Source organism: Pseudomonas alkylphenolica, assembly GCF_004025535.1.
Classification (GTDB): domain Bacteria; phylum Pseudomonadota; class Gammaproteobacteria; order Pseudomonadales; family Pseudomonadaceae; genus Aquipseudomonas; species Aquipseudomonas alkylphenolica_A.
Window position 1 is genome coordinate 996,221 of sequence record NZ_QJRG01000047.1, and the last position, 14,951, is coordinate 1,011,171.

Annotated in this window: 13 protein-coding genes; 8 read left to right on the forward strand and 5 right to left on the reverse strand. The window is 63.2% G+C overall.

The window, feature by feature from the left end:
• Positions 1 to 26 precede the first annotated feature (26 nt).
• The 6 genes from DM813_RS19995 (at position 27) to DM813_RS20020 (ending at position 6,829) form a co-directional block, all read left to right on the forward strand.
• The gene (locus DM813_RS19995) at positions 27 to 1,256 is read left to right on the forward strand and encodes a Zn-dependent hydrolase (RefSeq protein WP_128325093.1); all 1,230 of its coding nucleotides are present in this window, start codon (positions 27 to 29) and stop codon (positions 1,254 to 1,256) included.
• A gap of 253 nt (positions 1,257 to 1,509) precedes the next feature.
• Positions 1,510 to 3,717 carry a TonB-dependent siderophore receptor gene (locus DM813_RS20000; RefSeq protein WP_128325094.1) on the forward strand — a complete coding sequence of 736 codons (2,208 nt, stop codon included), beginning with the start codon at positions 1,510 to 1,512 and terminating at the stop codon, positions 3,715 to 3,717.
• 110 nt (positions 3,718 to 3,827) lie between these two features.
• On the forward strand, positions 3,828 to 4,112 hold the full coding sequence (locus DM813_RS20005; RefSeq protein WP_128325095.1) for an iron transporter: 285 nt from the start codon (positions 3,828 to 3,830) through the stop codon (positions 4,110 to 4,112).
• A 1-nt stretch (position 4,113) separates the two neighbouring features.
• Entirely contained in the window at positions 4,114 to 5,646 is a 1,533-nt protein-coding gene (locus DM813_RS20010) for a PepSY-associated TM helix domain-containing protein (RefSeq protein ID WP_128325096.1), read from the forward strand.
• 1 nt (position 5,647) lies between these two features.
• The gene (locus tag DM813_RS20015; protein WP_206617410.1) at positions 5,648 to 5,977 is read left to right on the forward strand and encodes a DUF3325 domain-containing protein; all 330 of its coding nucleotides are present in this window, start codon (positions 5,648 to 5,650) and stop codon (positions 5,975 to 5,977) included.
• 156 nt (positions 5,978 to 6,133) lie between these two features.
• Complete coding sequence (locus DM813_RS20020; RefSeq protein WP_128325097.1) at positions 6,134 to 6,829, forward strand: TraX family protein; 696 nt, start codon at positions 6,134 to 6,136, stop codon at positions 6,827 to 6,829.
• 5 nt (positions 6,830 to 6,834) lie between these two features.
• On the opposite strand, the gene DM813_RS20025 is transcribed toward DM813_RS20020, so the two are convergent.
• From DM813_RS20025 to DM813_RS20045, 5 genes are all read right to left on the reverse strand, one after another.
• On the reverse strand, positions 6,835 to 8,538 hold the full coding sequence (locus DM813_RS20025; RefSeq protein ID WP_128325098.1) for a diguanylate cyclase: 1,704 nt from the start codon (positions 8,536 to 8,538) through the stop codon (positions 6,835 to 6,837).
• Between the two features lie 116 nt (positions 8,539 to 8,654).
• Positions 8,655 to 10,223: an FAD-binding oxidoreductase gene (locus DM813_RS20030; protein ID WP_128325099.1), complete on the reverse strand. Its 1,569-nt coding sequence runs from the start codon at positions 10,221 to 10,223 to the stop codon at positions 8,655 to 8,657.
• 11 nt (positions 10,224 to 10,234) lie between these two features.
• Positions 10,235 to 10,924, reverse strand: coding sequence for a hypothetical protein (locus DM813_RS20035; protein ID WP_128325100.1), 690 nt, complete (start codon positions 10,922 to 10,924; stop codon positions 10,235 to 10,237).
• A 13-nt stretch (positions 10,925 to 10,937) separates the two neighbouring features.
• Positions 10,938 to 11,273 (reverse strand): c-type cytochrome, encoded by a 336-nt coding sequence (locus tag DM813_RS20040; protein WP_128325101.1) that lies wholly within the window; start codon positions 11,271 to 11,273, stop codon positions 10,938 to 10,940.
• A 36-nt stretch (positions 11,274 to 11,309) separates the two neighbouring features.
• Positions 11,310 to 12,785: an aldehyde dehydrogenase family protein gene (locus DM813_RS20045; protein ID WP_128325102.1), complete on the reverse strand. Its 1,476-nt coding sequence runs from the start codon at positions 12,783 to 12,785 to the stop codon at positions 11,310 to 11,312.
• Between the two features lie 125 nt (positions 12,786 to 12,910).
• On the opposite strand from DM813_RS20045, the gene DM813_RS20050 reads away from it, so the two are divergent.
• Together DM813_RS20050 and DM813_RS20055 are read left to right on the forward strand one after the other, a co-directional pair.
• Entirely contained in the window at positions 12,911 to 13,159 is a 249-nt protein-coding gene (locus DM813_RS20050; RefSeq protein WP_128325103.1) for a hypothetical protein, read from the forward strand.
• Complete coding sequence (locus DM813_RS20055; protein WP_128325104.1) at positions 13,116 to 14,945, forward strand: sigma-54-dependent Fis family transcriptional regulator; 1,830 nt, start codon at positions 13,116 to 13,118, stop codon at positions 14,943 to 14,945. The genes DM813_RS20050 and DM813_RS20055 overlap by 44 nt, the downstream gene beginning before the upstream one ends.
• Positions 14,946 to 14,951 lie beyond the last annotated feature (6 nt).

Genomic DNA, 14,951 nt, shown 5'->3' on the forward strand with positions numbered 1-14,951 from the left:
TACTGATGATTGCTGGAGTACCTGAGATGTTGAAATCCAACGGCGAACGCCTGTGGGCAAGCCTGATGGCCATGGCCGAAATCGGTGCCACCGCCCGTGGCGGCAGTTGCCGCCTGGCGTTGAGCGCAGAAGACAAAGCCGGGCGTGAACTGTTCGCGCACTGGTGCCGCGAAGCGGGCATGACCTTGAGCGTTGACCCCATCGGCAACCTGTTTGCCCGTCGCCCCGGCAGCGACCCGGAGGCCGCGCCGGTGATGATGGGCAGCCACCTCGATACGCAGCCTGAAGGCGGGCGTTTCGATGGCGTGTATGGCGTGCTCGCCGGGCTTGAGGTGGTACGCCGTCTTAACGACCTGCAGATCCAGACGCGCAACCCGCTGGAAATCGCGGTGTGGACCAACGAAGAGGGCGCCCGGTTTACCCCGGCGATGTTCGGCTCGGCGGTGTTCACCGGCGTCATGCAACTTGAGGATGCACTGGCGGTGCGTGATGCCGATGGCATTAGTGTCGCCGACGCCTTGCAACAGACCGGATTCGCCGGCAAGCGCCCGCTGGGCGGTGCGGTGGATGCGTATTTCGAGGCGCATATCGAGCAGGGCCCGATCCTTGAGGACAACGCCAAGAGCATTGGTGTGGTCAGCGGTGGCCAGGCCATTCGCTGGCTCGATGTGCAGGTCGAAGGCATGGCCGCCCACGCGGGCACCACGCCGATGCCGCTGCGCAAAGACGCCCTCTACGGCGCGGCGCCGATGATTCAGGCGATTGAGCAGCTGGCCGGCGATTTTGCCCCCCAGGGCCTGACTACCGTCGGCGAGCTGAGCATCAGCAAGTCGTCGCGCAACACCATTCCCGGGCTGTTGCAGTTTACCGTCGACCTGCGTCATCACCTCGACAGTGCCATCAACGACATGGAAGAGCAGGTCACCAAACGCCTGCAGGCCATCGCCGCCCAGCGCGGCTTGAAAGTCAGCATCAGCCGCCATTGGGTCAGCCCGGCGACCCCGTTCGATGCCGAGTGTGTTGCCGCAGTACAGGCGGCGGTGGACGGCCTGGGCTATGCCCAGCAGGCCATCGTCAGCGGCGCCGGCCATGATGCCATCCTGCTCGCGCGCTATTGCCCGACCGCGATGATCTTCATTCCGTGTGTCGGTGGCCTGAGCCATAACGAGGCTGAGGACGTACTGCCTGACGACGTGCGTCAAGGCGCCGATGTGCTGCTCAACGCGGTGCTGGCTCGAGCCGGTCGGGTCGGCTAAAGAGATGTTCATGCCCTTTCTGAAGGCTTCTCTTCTGTAAGGGCATGAGCCTTAGATACGGCCGCAACACGTCTAGAACGGGCTAAAGCAAAACGTAAGTTTCGTAAATAATATTTAATCTCATTTGTAAATCATTATATTTGGCGCCCTCAGTAGCTACCTAAGCATTTTTTGCCGGTAGCAACGGGCGCAGGTCTGCGGCGCTTCAGGCCAGCATTTGCCCGGTCGTTCTTGAAGTGTCCGGAGACGTCACATGCAGCCCAGAAATGCCCCTCACCGTTTGACCCTGGCCTTTGTCGCGCTGTCATCACCCGCACTGATGGCCCAGTCGGCGCAGGCTGAGGAAGCGAGCAGCGCCATGGTGATCGAGAACACCATGGTCACCGCCGAGGAGGAAGCCAAGCAGGCACTGGGTTCGTCGATCATCACCGCTGAAGACATCAAGCGTCACCCGCCCGCCAACGACTTGTCGGATATCATCCGCCGCGAGCCGGGGGTCAACCTGTCCGGCAACAGCGCCAGCGGCGCCCGTGGCAACAACCGGCAGATCGACCTGCGCGGCATGGGCCCGGAAAACACCCTGATCCTGATCGACGGCAAACCGTCCAGCGCCCGTAACGCCGTGCGCTATGGCTGGAACGGCGACCGCGACACCCGTGGCGAGACCAACTGGGTGCCGGCCGAAGCCGTGGAGCGCATTGAAATCCTGCGCGGCCCGGCGGCGGCGCGTTACGGCTCCGGTGCCATGGGCGGGGTGGTCAACATCATCACCAAACGCCCGACCCAGGAACTCAAAGGTAACGTCAGCCTGTACACCCTGCTGCCCGAAGACAAGGCCGAAGGCGCCAGCAAGCGCACCAACTTCAACCTCAGCGGCGGCCTGACTGACGCCTTGGCGTTTCGCGTATACGGCGGCCTGGCCAAGACCGACGCCGACGATGCCGACATCAACGCCGACCACGCCAACAGTGCACTGGCAGCAGGGCGCGAAGGGGTGCGCAACAAGGACATCAACGGTCTGCTCAGCTGGCAGCTCAATGATGCCCACCGCCTGGAACTGAGCAGCGGCTACAGCCGCCAGGGCAACATCTATGCCGGCGACACCATGAACAGCAACGGTGGCGGCGACATCGAACTGATCAACAGCCTGTACGGCCATGAAACCAATGTCATGCAGCGCAGTACCTACGACATCACCCACCTGGGCGACTTCGACTGGGGCACCAGCAAGTCGTCGCTGACTTACGAATACGTGCGCAACTGGCGCATGAACGAAGGCCTGGCCGGCGGCCCGGAAGGCGCCATCAACGGCAGTGGTGCCGACGTGTCGCGCTTGCGCAACACGCGCCTGTCCAGCGAGGTCAACCTGCCGATGAGCCTGGGCAGCACCGAGCATGTGCTGACCCTGGGCGGCGAGTACCTGTACGAGAGCCTCAACGATCAGGGTTCGTTCCGGCCACAGAGCTTTGACCCGTCCGGCGGCAACGGTGACCAGATCAGTGGTTTTGACCGCAGTGAAACCAAGATGACGGCGAAAAGCTTTGCCCTGTTCAGCGAAGACAACATCGTCATCGGCGACACCACCATCACCCCCGGCCTGCGCCTGGACCACCACGAAGAATTCGGCGACAACCTCAGCCCGAGCCTGAACGTGGCCCATAAACTCACCGACGACCTGACCCTCAAGGGCGGTATTGCGCGCGCCTACAAAACGCCGAACCTGTACCAGTCCAACCCCAACTACCTGCTCTACAGTCGCGGCAATGGCTGCAGCAGCGCCCAGACCAACAACGGGGGGTGCTACCTGCAGGGCAATGCCGACCTCGACCCGGAAACCAGCGTCAACAAGGAAATCGGTCTGCTGTATGACCGTGGCACCTGGCGTACCAGCGCTACCTACTTCCGTAATGACTACAAGAACAAGATCATCGGTGGCACCGATGTCATGTATGACGTCAACGGCGGTCGCCGCGTGACCCAGTGGGAAAACGCCGGCAAGGCCCTGGTCGAAGGTGTTGAGGGCAACCTGTTTGTCGAGCTGACGCCGTCGCTGGACTGGAACACCAACTTCACCCTGATGCTGGAAAACGACAACCGCGACACCGGCGAGCCGCTGAGCGTGGTACCCAAGTACACGGTCAACAGCACCCTGGACTGGCGCGCAACCGAGAAGCTGTCGTTCCAGGTGGCCGGCACCTATTACGGCAAGCAAGAGTCGCCGACCTACAACTACCGCACCCTCGAGAACTACGACGAAGCGGCCCAGCAGGATGTCGAGGCCTACGGCCTGGTCGATGTCAGCACCGGCTACACCTTCAACAAGAACTACGACGTGCGCGTAGGGGTGAACAACGTGTTCGACAAGCAAATCTACCGCGGCGGCAACGCCAGCAGCTCCGGCGCCAATACTTACAACCAGCCGGGCCGGGCGCTCTTTGCGGCGTTGAACATTTCGTTCTGACGCCAACCAGGCATCGCAAGGCTGCTGTTGACCGGTTGCGCATCGACCGTTCACGGCAGCCTTGTGGCGCTTTACCGTGATGTGACATGCCGCTAGCGGAGGACTCCCTGATGAGCAAGACCCGACCCGCCTGGGTGACCATTGTTTCGCGTTGCGCGGCGGGGTTGCTGGGCGGTTATGCCTTTACCTATGCGATCACCGCCTTGCTTGCCCGCGTGCTGCCGATGGCAGCGACGGACGCGGTAATCGTCGCCACCTTGCCCGCGTTTGTGTTCTACACCCTGGCCGTGCTCTGGGCCTTCGCCTGTCGCAGCGAGCGCCGGGCGTGGGCTTTGGTCGGTGTCTCGGGCCCGCTGGCGCTGGTCGCCTTCTGGCCGCAGCTGTGGAGCAGTTGAGATGAAAAAGACCTTCACTCAATCGATGGCATGGCTGCACACCTGGGCTGGGCTGATTGTCGGCTGGTTGCTGTTTGCGATTTTCGCCACCGGCACTTTGGCGGTATTCGATAAGGAAATCGATCACTGGATGCGGCCGGAAATCCCGCGTGTGCAACTGACCCCGTTCGAAGCCACCCAGCGTGCCTTGGGCTACCTGCAGAGTCACCATGCCGACGCCAGCAGCTGGAACATCAGCCTGCCTACCGAGCGTAACCCGGGCATGCAGGTGTCCGCCGGCGAGCGGCGGCGCGGCGGTGGCGTGCAGCTTGATCCGGCGACCGGTGAACCCATAGCAGTGCGCGACAGTGTCGGCGGCACTTTTTTCTTTCGCTTTCATTTCACCCTGAACCTGCCACGCCTGTGGGGCATCTTCACCGTGGGCGCGTTGGGGCTGATGATGCTGGTCGCGCTGGTCAGCGGTGTGGTCATTCACAAGAAGATCTTCAAGGAGTTCTTCACCTTCAGGCCGAACAAGGGCCAGCGTTCCTGGCTGGATTTTCACAACGCCAGTGCCGTGCTGTTGTTGCCGTTTCATTTGATGATCACCTATACCGGGCTGGTGATCTTCATGCTCATCTACGTGCCTGCAGCCGTGGACACCCTGTTTGCCGGCAACAACCAGGCCTACTTCAAGGCGCAGCAGGGCGGTGCGCGTATCGAGCAACCTCGCAATGCACTCAAACAGCCTGCAGTGCTGACGGACCTGCAGCCACTGCTGATACAGGCCGAGCAGCGTCTGGGCAGCCTCGGCGGATTGAGCATTCAGCATCCCGGTACGGCGGCGGCGCGGGTCGAGATCCGCCCGGAGCTGGGCAACCGGATTGCCTTGAGCAAAGGCCAGGCGATGGTCTTCGATGGTGTCAGCGGGGCGCTGCTGCGTGATGTCCCCGAAATGCCCGCCAGCGTCCTGACACAGCGGGTGATGGTCGGTTTGCACTTTGCCCAGTTTGGTGGTTACCCGATGCGCTGGCTGTACTTCATTTGTGCGCTGGTCAGCAGCGCCATGATCGCCAGCGGCCTGGTACTGTTCTGCGTCAAGCGCCAGCGCAAGTACGCGGGTATGTCGAGTTCAGCCGCGCGCTGGTACCGGTTGGCTGAGGTATTGAACGTTGCCTTTGTTGCCGGGTTGCTGCTGGCCTGTGTCGGCTTGTTCTGGGCCAACCGGCTGTTGCCGGCGGAGCTGGCCCAGCGCGGCGGCTGGGAGCTGCGCGCGTTCTTTGGCGTATGGTTGCTGAGTGCGCTGCATGCGGCGTTGCGTCCGGCGCGGCGAGCCTGGAGTGAACAGCTGGGCGCGACGGCACTGTTGTGCATGGCGCTGCCGTTGCTTGGGCCACTGACGGCGGTGTTGCCGCTGGATGCCTCACGCCAGGCGCTGGAAACGACCAGCCTGATGCTGGGGTTGGCTCTGGCCTTTGCCGCCTGGCGCAGCAGCCGGCCACAGGTGCAAGCCCGTGCGGAAAAGTCGCGTGCCGCGGTGCTGGAGAGTGAATGACATGATGATTATCGGCGCGGTGTTGTTCGCCTATGGCGGGATGCTTGGCTTGTGCCTGGGGTTGGAGCGGCACTACAAGCAGGTCTGGGGCAGGCCTGGGCCGTTGTGGTTGTTGCGGGTGTTGAGGTGCTCCGGCTGGACAGCCCTGGCCGCAAGCTTGTTGTCGTGTGTGGCGGCCTGGGGATGGGCCATGGGGCCGGTGGGATGGTTCGGGGCGCTGTCGCTGGCCGCTGTGGTACTGGTGATGGGGCTGCCTTACGCGCCCCGTTCGGCGGTGCTGGTAGTGGCAGCGTTGCCGTGCTGGGGGCTATGGGGCTGGCTGGGCCTGTAGGAGCGAGGCTTGCCCGCGAACAACGATGACGCGGTGATACTGACATACCGCGGCGTCCGCTTCGCCGGCAAGCCTGGCTCCTACGCGTTGAATGCGTAGCGCTCGCGATCTTCGTTTAGTCTGTGAGTCGGTTTTCACTTTTTCACAAGGACGCCCATGAGTCCCTCGCGTTCGCCAGGCCTCGATCTGGTCAAGTGGCTGGCCATGCTCAGCATGGTGATCGACCATCTGCGGTTTATCTGGCCGGCAGCCGAGTGGCTGTTCGTCATCGGCCGCCTGGCGTTTCCGCTGTTCTGCCTGGGCATTGCGGCCAATGTTGCACGCTCGGTGCAGGGTCAGCTGTTCACCCGAGCCAATGGCCGTTACCTGGGCTGGATGCTGGCCTTCTCGGTGCTGTCCGAGTGGCCCTACCACGCCCTGGATGTCGGCACCGGGACGTTCAGTATCATGCCCACGCTGACCCTCGGGTTGCTGCTGGCGTGGGGGGTACATCACCACCGCTGGAGCCTGTTGAGCGTACTGCTGGTGTCGCTGCTGGTCAGCGACGTACTGATGTATGGCTGGCCCGGGGTGGTGTTGCCGTCGGCGTTTCTGCTGGCGCTACGCGGTGGCGCAGGCACCTGGCTGGTGCCGGGATTCATCGCCGTCGCAGCAAACCTGACTAATCGCTGGCTGCAGCTCAATCCGGCCGAGCCGATTACCTTGATGGCGCTGTGCGCTGCGCTGTTGTCGGCGCCGCTTGGGCTGTGGGTGCTGCACAGGCAGTACCGCCTGCCTGTCTGGCGGGTAGGGCGGTGGGGGTACTGGTTCTACCCGCTGCACCTGGTGGTGATCCGCTTGCTGGCGCGGTAGGCCGCTCAGTCGTGATTGACCACCCGGTTCCGGCCACCTTGCTTGCCCGCATACAGCCGCCGGTCCGCGGTGGCGACGAGCTCTTCAAGGCCCTCGCAGCCATCGACACGTAACTCGGCGACACCAATCGATACGGTCAGGCGAATGTCCAGCGATGGCGCCCCGGCCAGCAGGGTGCCCGCGTCGGGCACGCACACCGATTGCTCGGTGGCCGTGCGCAGGTGCTCGGCGATCTGCGTTGCGTCTTCAAGTGTGGTGTCGGGCATCAGCACACAGAACTCCTCACCGCCATAACGCACCACCAGATCCTGCGGCCGTACCAGGGCGCGCAGCAGCGTCGCCAGGTGCTTGATCACCTCATCACCGGCGCTGTGGCCCCAGGTGTCGTTGATACGCTTGAAGCGATCGATGTCGAGCATCCACAAGGCTACGGGCTGCTCCGGCTGCAGGCGTTTGAGCAGCCCGCCAAAGTCCGACTGCAGGCGTCGGCGGTTGGCCAGCTGGGTCAGGCCGTCGACCAGCCCCAGTTCGCGCAATTGGCGATTCAGGCGCAACTGGCCCTTGAACAGGCGGTCGACGATGTACAGGGTCAGCACCATCAGCAATGCCAGCAGCGCCCAGGTGCCAAGGAACAAGGCGCTCATCTGCGCGTTGGCCGCTGCACGCAAATCGCTGCTGCTGATGTAGCTGGCAAGCATCAGGTCGATCCCTTGCAACTCGCGATATTGCAGGTAGCCATCACCCAGGTCGAGGGTGCCGGCGTCACGCTGGAACAGCATCGGTATGGAAACGCGGGTACCTGAGACTGGCAAGCTGTTCAGCCAGTTGCCCTTGACCGGTTTCAGCGCCGGGTCGCTGCTGGCGACCAGGTTGCCATCGTCGTCGATGAGCGCGGTGTGCTCATCGGCCTGGGTGGTTTGATAGAGGTAGTTTTGCAACCTGACTTGCGGCACGTCGTAGATCAGTGCCCCGCGCATCACCGCATTCAGGTACACCGGAGTACTCAGCAGCAGGTGCGGCATGGTCCCCAGCTCGGTGCCCGGCAGGGGGTAGAAGGTGATGTCCAGGCCTTCGTTGTTGGCACGGCTGGTGTGCATCAACGGGGTGCTGGAGAATTTGCGCAGCACCGGCTCCAGCTGCGTGTCGCGCAGCGGCGGGTAGGCGATGACGACCCCCGAAGTGCTCAGGTACAGGATGCGTGTCAGTTGGGTCTCGCCCTGGAACTGCGCAGGGAACAGCTGGCTGATGGCGCGAGAGAGGTGGAGGTCTTCGGCCAGTTGCTCCGGCTCGCGGCCCAGCCCCGGAATGTTCGCTACCTGGGCATCGCTGATCGCCCGTACCGGTGCATCGGACCTGGGTACCGGCATGCCCCAGACGGGCTGGCGGGCATTGGCCATGGCTGCATCGATGGCCTGGTTATGACGCAGGTCGGGTTGGGTGTGTGCTTCGATCAGCTGCCGCTCGGCAATATGGCGCAAGAACTTAAGCTGGCTTTTACCACCGCTGATGACGGCTTCGATGGCCAGCGCCTGCACGTGCAACTGGTGCTGGCGGTCTTGCAGTTCGCGCTGCTGAAGCTGGTAGTACTGATGGCCGGCGAGCACCAGGGTGATGATGAAGGCAATGAGAAAGCACAGGATGACGGTACGTCGAGGGTGTGTGCAGGCTCGGGGCAGAAATCGTCGGAAGGTCGGCGACTGTCGCGTCATCAGGGCTTTCCACGGGTAAGGAAGCCGTGATTATAGATGCTGCTGGCAGGGGCGTTTTTGATGTGCGGCGGTTACAAGGGTAATCCCCGCCAGGTGGGGCCTGGCGGGGACGCTGGTCAGAACGGGTTGTTCAGGTCGATCCCGGACTTGCCCGGGGCGAGGATGTTGTTGGGGTCAAGGGCGCGTTTGATCGCGTGTTCGACCTTGCGTTTGACCGGCCCGTAGCTTTGCGCAACGCGTTCCTGGAACGCTGTATTGACGCGGTAAACGGCGTAACCCTGTTGCTCGAAGACATCCAGCAGTTCGGTGAAACAGGCGTTGGCGCGCTGGGTTTCCTCGGGGTTGGTGCGGTCGTACAGCACGTCGATGACATGGTGCATGTCGCGCCAGCCGACGATGAACTCGCCGACGTAGTCCAGGCCATGTTTGTTGAGAATCTTCTTGGCCAGGGCTTGCTGTTTGTCGCACTCGCTGCCCCGCGCCTGGCTGACCGGGGCGAACCACATCGAACCACCACCGCCGCGCCAGTTGTACAGACCAAATTCCTGCAGGTTGGGCACGCCGGACATCAGTTGTGCGCGGTACTTGAAGGGCTGTGTATCGCCAGCTTGCTCCTCGGTGACGATCCGGCCCTTGCCCAGTTGCTTGAGCGCGCCGGTGACGATCTGCCAGTTCACATCGACCTGCTCCTGGGTGCCGTAGAGTGCGGCATAGACGTTCCAGGCGCCGAGGTTCTTGTCTTTCTGGATCTGCTTGAGGATGGCGTCCGGGGTCGCGCCAGGTTCGCTGGTGTAGTCGCTGCGCTTGGTGTTGCAGGTCGACGCTTCCCACAGCACGCCGGCAATCACCACCGAATTGGGAATGACCTGGGCGATGCGTAACGGGCGGATGAATTCGACGATCTCGGCGATGTCCGACTCGTTATCGAACTTGATTTCAAACGGTTTGAACACCGGTGGCTTGGGCATCAACCAGAAGCCCATCTTGGTGCAGATGCCGTAGTTGGCCTGGGTGAACATGCCGTCGAGGGTCGGGCCGTAGCCCCACTTGAACACCTGCCAGGCATTGTCGCCTTTGACCCCGCCCATGCCGGTGCGATAGACGTCGCCGTTGGCCAGCACCACTTCCATGCCGCATTGCATGAGGAAGTGTTCGCCATAGGGCGTGTAGCCGACGCCGCGGTCCATCGTGTTGCCCAGCGGCCCGGCGATGGCCGAAGGCGCGGAAAACGACAACATCAGCGGCAGCTTGTGTTCCTGGATGTAGTCGTAGAGCTGCTGGTAGGTGACCCCGGGTTCGACCAGTGCGGTGCATAGCTCGGGGTCGACGTGAAGGATCCTGTTCATTTTCTTCAGGTCGAGGATCACCTGCCCGCGCTGTCCGGGGGCGGCCGAACCGTAACCGAAGTTGCGGCCTGTGGAGATGGTCCACACCGGAATCTTGAACTGGTTGCAGATCTTCACCACCCCCTGCACCTGTTCGACCGAGGTGGCGGTGATGGCAGCCGATGGTGCGTGGCCGGCGTTGTCCACCGCCATCATGATCTTGTTGTAGGGGATCAGTTGCTCGTCCTTGACCAGGACGTTTTCATCGCCCAGCAGTGCGCGGAACTGGGTCAGTGCCTGCTCGAAGTGGCTGGCATCGACACCGCGAGGCAGCAGGGTATTGGCAGTTGTTTGGCTCATCGTGGAATCCTTCAGACTTCGATCGAGAACGACACGTAGGTGCCGGTCAGTGTCGAGGGACGGCTGGCGACCAGGGGCGCCTGACCGGTGTCGGTGCTGCCCAGCACGCTCAAGGCGTAACCCAGTGTGGCGGCCCATTGGTCGCTGGCCTGGCCGTGACGGGCGCTGGCCAGTTGCAAGGTTGGCGTCAGGGTATGCAGGCGTTGTTCGTGCAGGCTGAACCCTTGGCCGCAGGTGTGCAGCTGCTGGCCGAGTTGCAGGGCGCAACCGTGTGCGGTCTGGGCGCTGAGCAGGCGGTGGTGCGTTCGGCCGGCGCCGCTGCTGTGCTGGCCGAGCCATTGCACTCGAGCGCCTGCGCTGCGGGCCAGGTCGATGAGTAGCGCGGCGCTGGCATCGTCGAGCAGGCCGATCAGGCGCTGTGGCTGGCCACTGCCAAGGCGTTGCTGCAGCGCCTGCAGGGTCATCAGGTCCAGCGCTGCCGGCATTATCTGCAGCGGTGGCGCCGCCGGGCCTGCCTGCAAGCCTTGAACAAACGCGGAGCTGGCGACTTCAGCGCTGACCAGTGCCAGGCTCGCGGCCTGGGCCGGAACATGGCGGCCCAGCACGCTGTTGGCCAGGCTCAGGCCGGAGCTGCTCAGGGCGACCCCGGCGATGCCGCCGAGGGCCATGCCCTTGAGCAGCGAACGACGTTCGACGTTCATCATCGCAGTGCCCTCACGGTTTGGCCGACGGTGCAGGGGAGGTAGCGATGTAATCGCCTACCTGTTGCAGTGCGTGGTCGTCGATGAAGGATGCGGGGAAGGCAGGCATGGCGCGAAAGCCGTTGCGCACCACGGCGCTGATGTAGGCCGCAGGCAGTTGCCGGCCTTTGAGTTGCGGGCCGACCTGGCCTTCATGGCAGTGGCCGCAGACTTTCGCATAGACATTTTCGCCGCTCTTCCACACCCCGTCGCCATCGGCGGCGGCAATGCCGGAGAGCAGGGCCAGGGGCAAGACAAGGCAACGGGTGACGGCCCGTCGTACAGCCGGACGGTTGGGCAGTAGGGACATTGCGGACTCCTTATTGTTATGGGGTCGATCAGGCAATCAGAACGGGTAGTGACGCGGTTGGTGTTGCACGGTGATCCAGTGGTCGGTAGTGAATTCCTCAATGGCCCAGTCGCCGTTGAAGCGGCCCAGCCCGGAGTTTTTCTCGCCGCCAAACGGCGCGTTGGGCTCATCGTTGACCGGGATGTCGTTGATGTGAGTCATGCCCGCGTGCAGGCGCTGGGCGAACTGCACACCCCGCTCGACGCTGGCGCTGAACACGGCACTGGACAGTCCGTATTCACTGCGGTTTGCAAGTTCCAGGGCATGCTCGGCATCGCGGGCAACCTGAATACCTACCAAAGGGCCGAAGATCTCTTCATGGGCAATGCTCATGTCGGCCGTAACGTTGCCGAACACATGCGGTGGCAGTACATTGCCCTGGGCCTGGCCACCGAGCAGCAGCTCGGCGCCTTCACCGAGTGCCATGGCAATCTTGTCGTGCAGGCCCGACAGCTGGCGGGCATTGATCACCGGGCCGATCACCGTACCGGGCAGGCTCGGGTCGCCGCAGGGCAGGGCCTTGACCCGTTCGACGAAGCGTTGGGTGAACGCTTCGAGCAACGGCTGCTCGACGATGATGCGGTTGACCGCCATGCAGATTTGCCCCTGATGCAGGAACTTGCCCACCACGGCCGCATTGACCGCTTGTTCCAGGTCGGCGTCGGCCAGCACCACGAACGGGCTGTTGCCACCCAGTTCCAGCGCCAGGTGCTTGAGGTGTTCACCGCCGCTGGCGATGCGGCCGATGCTGCGCCCGACCTGGGTCGAACCGGTGAACGAAATGAAGGCCGGAACCGGGTGCTCGACAAAGGCATCACCAATCTCGGCGCCGGCCCCGACCACGACACTCAAAGCGCCTGCAGGCAGACCGGCCTCTTCGAAGATACGCGCCAGCAGCAGGCCGCCGCTGACCGGGGTGTCGCTGGCCGGCTTGACCACCACGGTGTTGCCCAGTGCCAGGGCGGGTGCCAGGGACCGGGCGGTCAGGTGCAGGGGGAAGTTCCACGGGCTGATGACGCCAATCACACCAAGCGGTTTGCGGTATACCCGGCTTTCCTTGCCCGGGATGTTGGAGCTGACGATGCGCCCGTGGACACGGCTGGGCAGGCTCGCCGACTCCAGGGTAATGGCGCGGGCGGCGCCCCACTCGATCTGCGCTTTTATCCGCGTGCTGCCGGACTCGCGGATGATCCAGTCGATGATCTCTTCGCGGCGCTCATCAAAAATGCGCACCGCCTGCAACAGCACCTGGCTGCGTGCGGCCGGCGACTGCTCGGCCCAGGCCGGCTGTACCTCGCGGGCGCAGCGGTAGGCGGCATCGAGGTCATCGCGGTTGGCCAGGGGGATGTCCAGCAGGGTTTGCTGGTTGAACGGGTCGAGTACCGTCAACGCGCGTTCGGCGCTGCCGACACGCCAGCGTCCGGCCAGCGGTTGCAGGTGAAGGTTCTGGTAGGCAGGGCGGGTATGAGTCATCGGCTTCTCTCTTGTTGTGTCGAAAAGGATTCGATGAACAGCCCATAACAACTATCGTGCCATGTCGTTTAATTGGTAAATAATCGATATAAAACAAATAGATAGAATTGATAGGTGAAGATTGGATGAACAAGCAGCAGGCATCTGGTGCGAAATTTTATGCAGAGAAGTCGCCGGGTGCAGAAAGCTCGACGCGGGTGCTCCGGGACAAAATCCGGGCGGTAATCGGCCATTTGTGCAGCCTGAAGGTGCCCTTTGCTGTCTGGCCAATTGACCCGGCCGGGGCGGGCGGCATACTGCAAGGCTTACCTTCTGCCTTTGGTATTGCCTATGACACCTACAACACCTGGCAAGCCTGGCCGTACCGTGGATGAAGCGTTTTTCAGACAGGTACTGGGCCGCCAGAAAAGCCTGATTGTCGACCGCACCAACCAGTTCGGCAGCAGTGGCTTGCCGTCCGCCGAGCAACTGGCACAGTCTGTCGCTTTTGCCCCGCAAGACGGCAGCATCTGGCTGTGTGGCCAGCGCATGATGTTGCTGCAGGGCTCGGCCTTCGGCGCTATCCGCCGTGAACTGGTCGACGCCCTGGGCCTGGACAAGGCTCGCGGCCTGCTCACGCGCATTGGTTGGCAAGCCGGCGCACGGGACGCGGCCCAGGTCAGCGAACAGTGGCCGGAAGGCGATCATGCCAGCCTGTATAGCGCCGGCCCTCGTCTGCACATGCTCGAAGGCATGGTCAATGTCGAAGTGGTGCGCTTTGAAATCGACTCGGGCATCGGCCACTTCTATTCGGAATTCCTCTGGCACAACTCCCTGGAGGTAGACGAGCACATTGCCGCCTATGGCCTGGGCGGGGAGCCGGCGTGCTGGATGGAAATCGGCTATGCCAGTGGCTACGCCTCGTCACTGCTCGGGCGTCTGGTGGTGTTTCGCGAGATGCAGTGCCGGGCCATGGGACATCCGGCGTGTCGCATTGTCGGCAAACCCGCCGAACAGTGGGAGGACATCGATGTCGACCTGGCCTATCTGGACCCTGGCGATTTTCTCAGCCGCAGTACCTACACCTCAGCGGTCGACACGCGAGTTGCCGAGATTGAAGTACCGGCTGACGGCAAGCAACTGGTGGGTATCTCGGCCAGTTTCGTGGCCGCCAGCCAGTTGCTGCAGCGCGTGGCACCGACCCAGGCCACCGTGCTGCTGACCGGCGAGTCCGGGGTGGGCAAGGAGTTGTTCGCGCATACCCTGCATCAAGCCAGCCGCCGCCAGCACACGCCGATGGTTGCGTTGAACTGTGCAACCCTGCCGGAGAACCTGGTCGAGGCCGAACTGTTCGGTGTCGAACGCGGTGCCTTTACCGGTGCCGAGCGTTCGCGGCCAGGGCGATTCGAGCGGGCCAATGGCGGTACGCTGTTCCTCGATGAAATCGGCACGTTGAGCCTGCACGCCCAGAGCAAGATCCTGCGGGCCCTGCAGGAGGGCGAGATCGAGCGGGTGGGCGGCACGACGCCCATTCAGGTCGATGTGCGGGTGATCGCCGCGACCAACCTCGACCTGCGTCAGGAGGTTGCGGCGGGGCGCTTTCGCGAAGACCTGTTCTATCGTCTGAACGTGTTCCCCATTCACTTGCCACCCTTGCGCGAGCGACGCGAAGACATACCGCTGCTGATGAGTTATTTCCTCCGCCGCTTCAGCCAGCGCCATGGCCGTCAGCTGGCGGGCTTCAGCATGCGCCTGGTGAATGCGTTGTTGACCTACCGTTTCCCCGGCAATATCCGCGAGCTGCAGAACCTGGTGGAGCGCGGGGTAATTGCTGCCAGCGATGGTGAGGTGATCGACGTGGTGCACCTGGCAGAGGCCGGAGCCCCGCTGATCGACTCGGCCATCGGCCTGACCGCCGAGGGCCGGCTGGCCCTGGATACGGCGCCGTTGCGGGCGGCAACTGAAGCCGACCCAGGCGAGGCCGCTGGCAGCGCCCCGGAACTGGCCAGCCTGCAGGCATTTTTCACCGGGCAGGAGCGGGTATTGGGCACGTCCCTTGAGGAGATCGAACGGCGCCTGGTGCGTTTGGCGCTGGAGCGTTCGGGCGGCAACGTCACCGCTGCAGCGCAGATGCTCGGCATGAGCCGCGCCCAGGTCAGCTACCGGCTCAAGGGCAGCTGATCGGGC

Excerpts from the sequence above, each read along its gene's own strand:
- DM813_RS19995 (WP_128325093.1), top strand. The coding sequence starts at position 27 with ATGTTGAAATCCAACGGCGAACGCCTGTGGGCAAGCCTGATGGCCATG.
- DM813_RS20050 (WP_128325103.1), top strand. The coding sequence starts at position 12,911 with ATGAACAAGCAGCAGGCATCTGGTGCGAAATTTTATGCAGAGAAGTCG.
- DM813_RS20035 (WP_128325100.1), bottom strand. The coding sequence starts at position 10,924 with ATGAACGTCGAACGTCGTTCGCTGCTCAAGGGCATGGCCCTCGGCGGC.
- DM813_RS20040 (WP_128325101.1), bottom strand. The coding sequence starts at position 11,273 with ATGTCCCTACTGCCCAACCGTCCGGCTGTACGACGGGCCGTCACCCGT.
- DM813_RS20015 (WP_206617410.1), top strand. The coding sequence starts at position 5,648 with ATGATGATTATCGGCGCGGTGTTGTTCGCCTATGGCGGGATGCTTGGC.
- DM813_RS20045 (WP_128325102.1), bottom strand. The coding sequence starts at position 12,785 with ATGACTCATACCCGCCCTGCCTACCAGAACCTTCACCTGCAACCGCTG.
- DM813_RS20000 (WP_128325094.1), top strand. The coding sequence starts at position 1,510 with ATGCAGCCCAGAAATGCCCCTCACCGTTTGACCCTGGCCTTTGTCGCG.
- DM813_RS20055 (WP_128325104.1), top strand. The coding sequence starts at position 13,116 with ATGACACCTACAACACCTGGCAAGCCTGGCCGTACCGTGGATGAAGCG.
- DM813_RS20010 (WP_128325096.1), top strand. The coding sequence starts at position 4,114 with ATGAAAAAGACCTTCACTCAATCGATGGCATGGCTGCACACCTGGGCT.
- DM813_RS20005 (WP_128325095.1), top strand. The coding sequence starts at position 3,828 with ATGAGCAAGACCCGACCCGCCTGGGTGACCATTGTTTCGCGTTGCGCG.
- DM813_RS20025 (WP_128325098.1), bottom strand. The coding sequence starts at position 8,538 with ATGACGCGACAGTCGCCGACCTTCCGACGATTTCTGCCCCGAGCCTGC.
- DM813_RS20020 (WP_128325097.1), top strand. The coding sequence starts at position 6,134 with ATGAGTCCCTCGCGTTCGCCAGGCCTCGATCTGGTCAAGTGGCTGGCC.
- DM813_RS20030 (WP_128325099.1), bottom strand. The coding sequence starts at position 10,223 with ATGAGCCAAACAACTGCCAATACCCTGCTGCCTCGCGGTGTCGATGCC.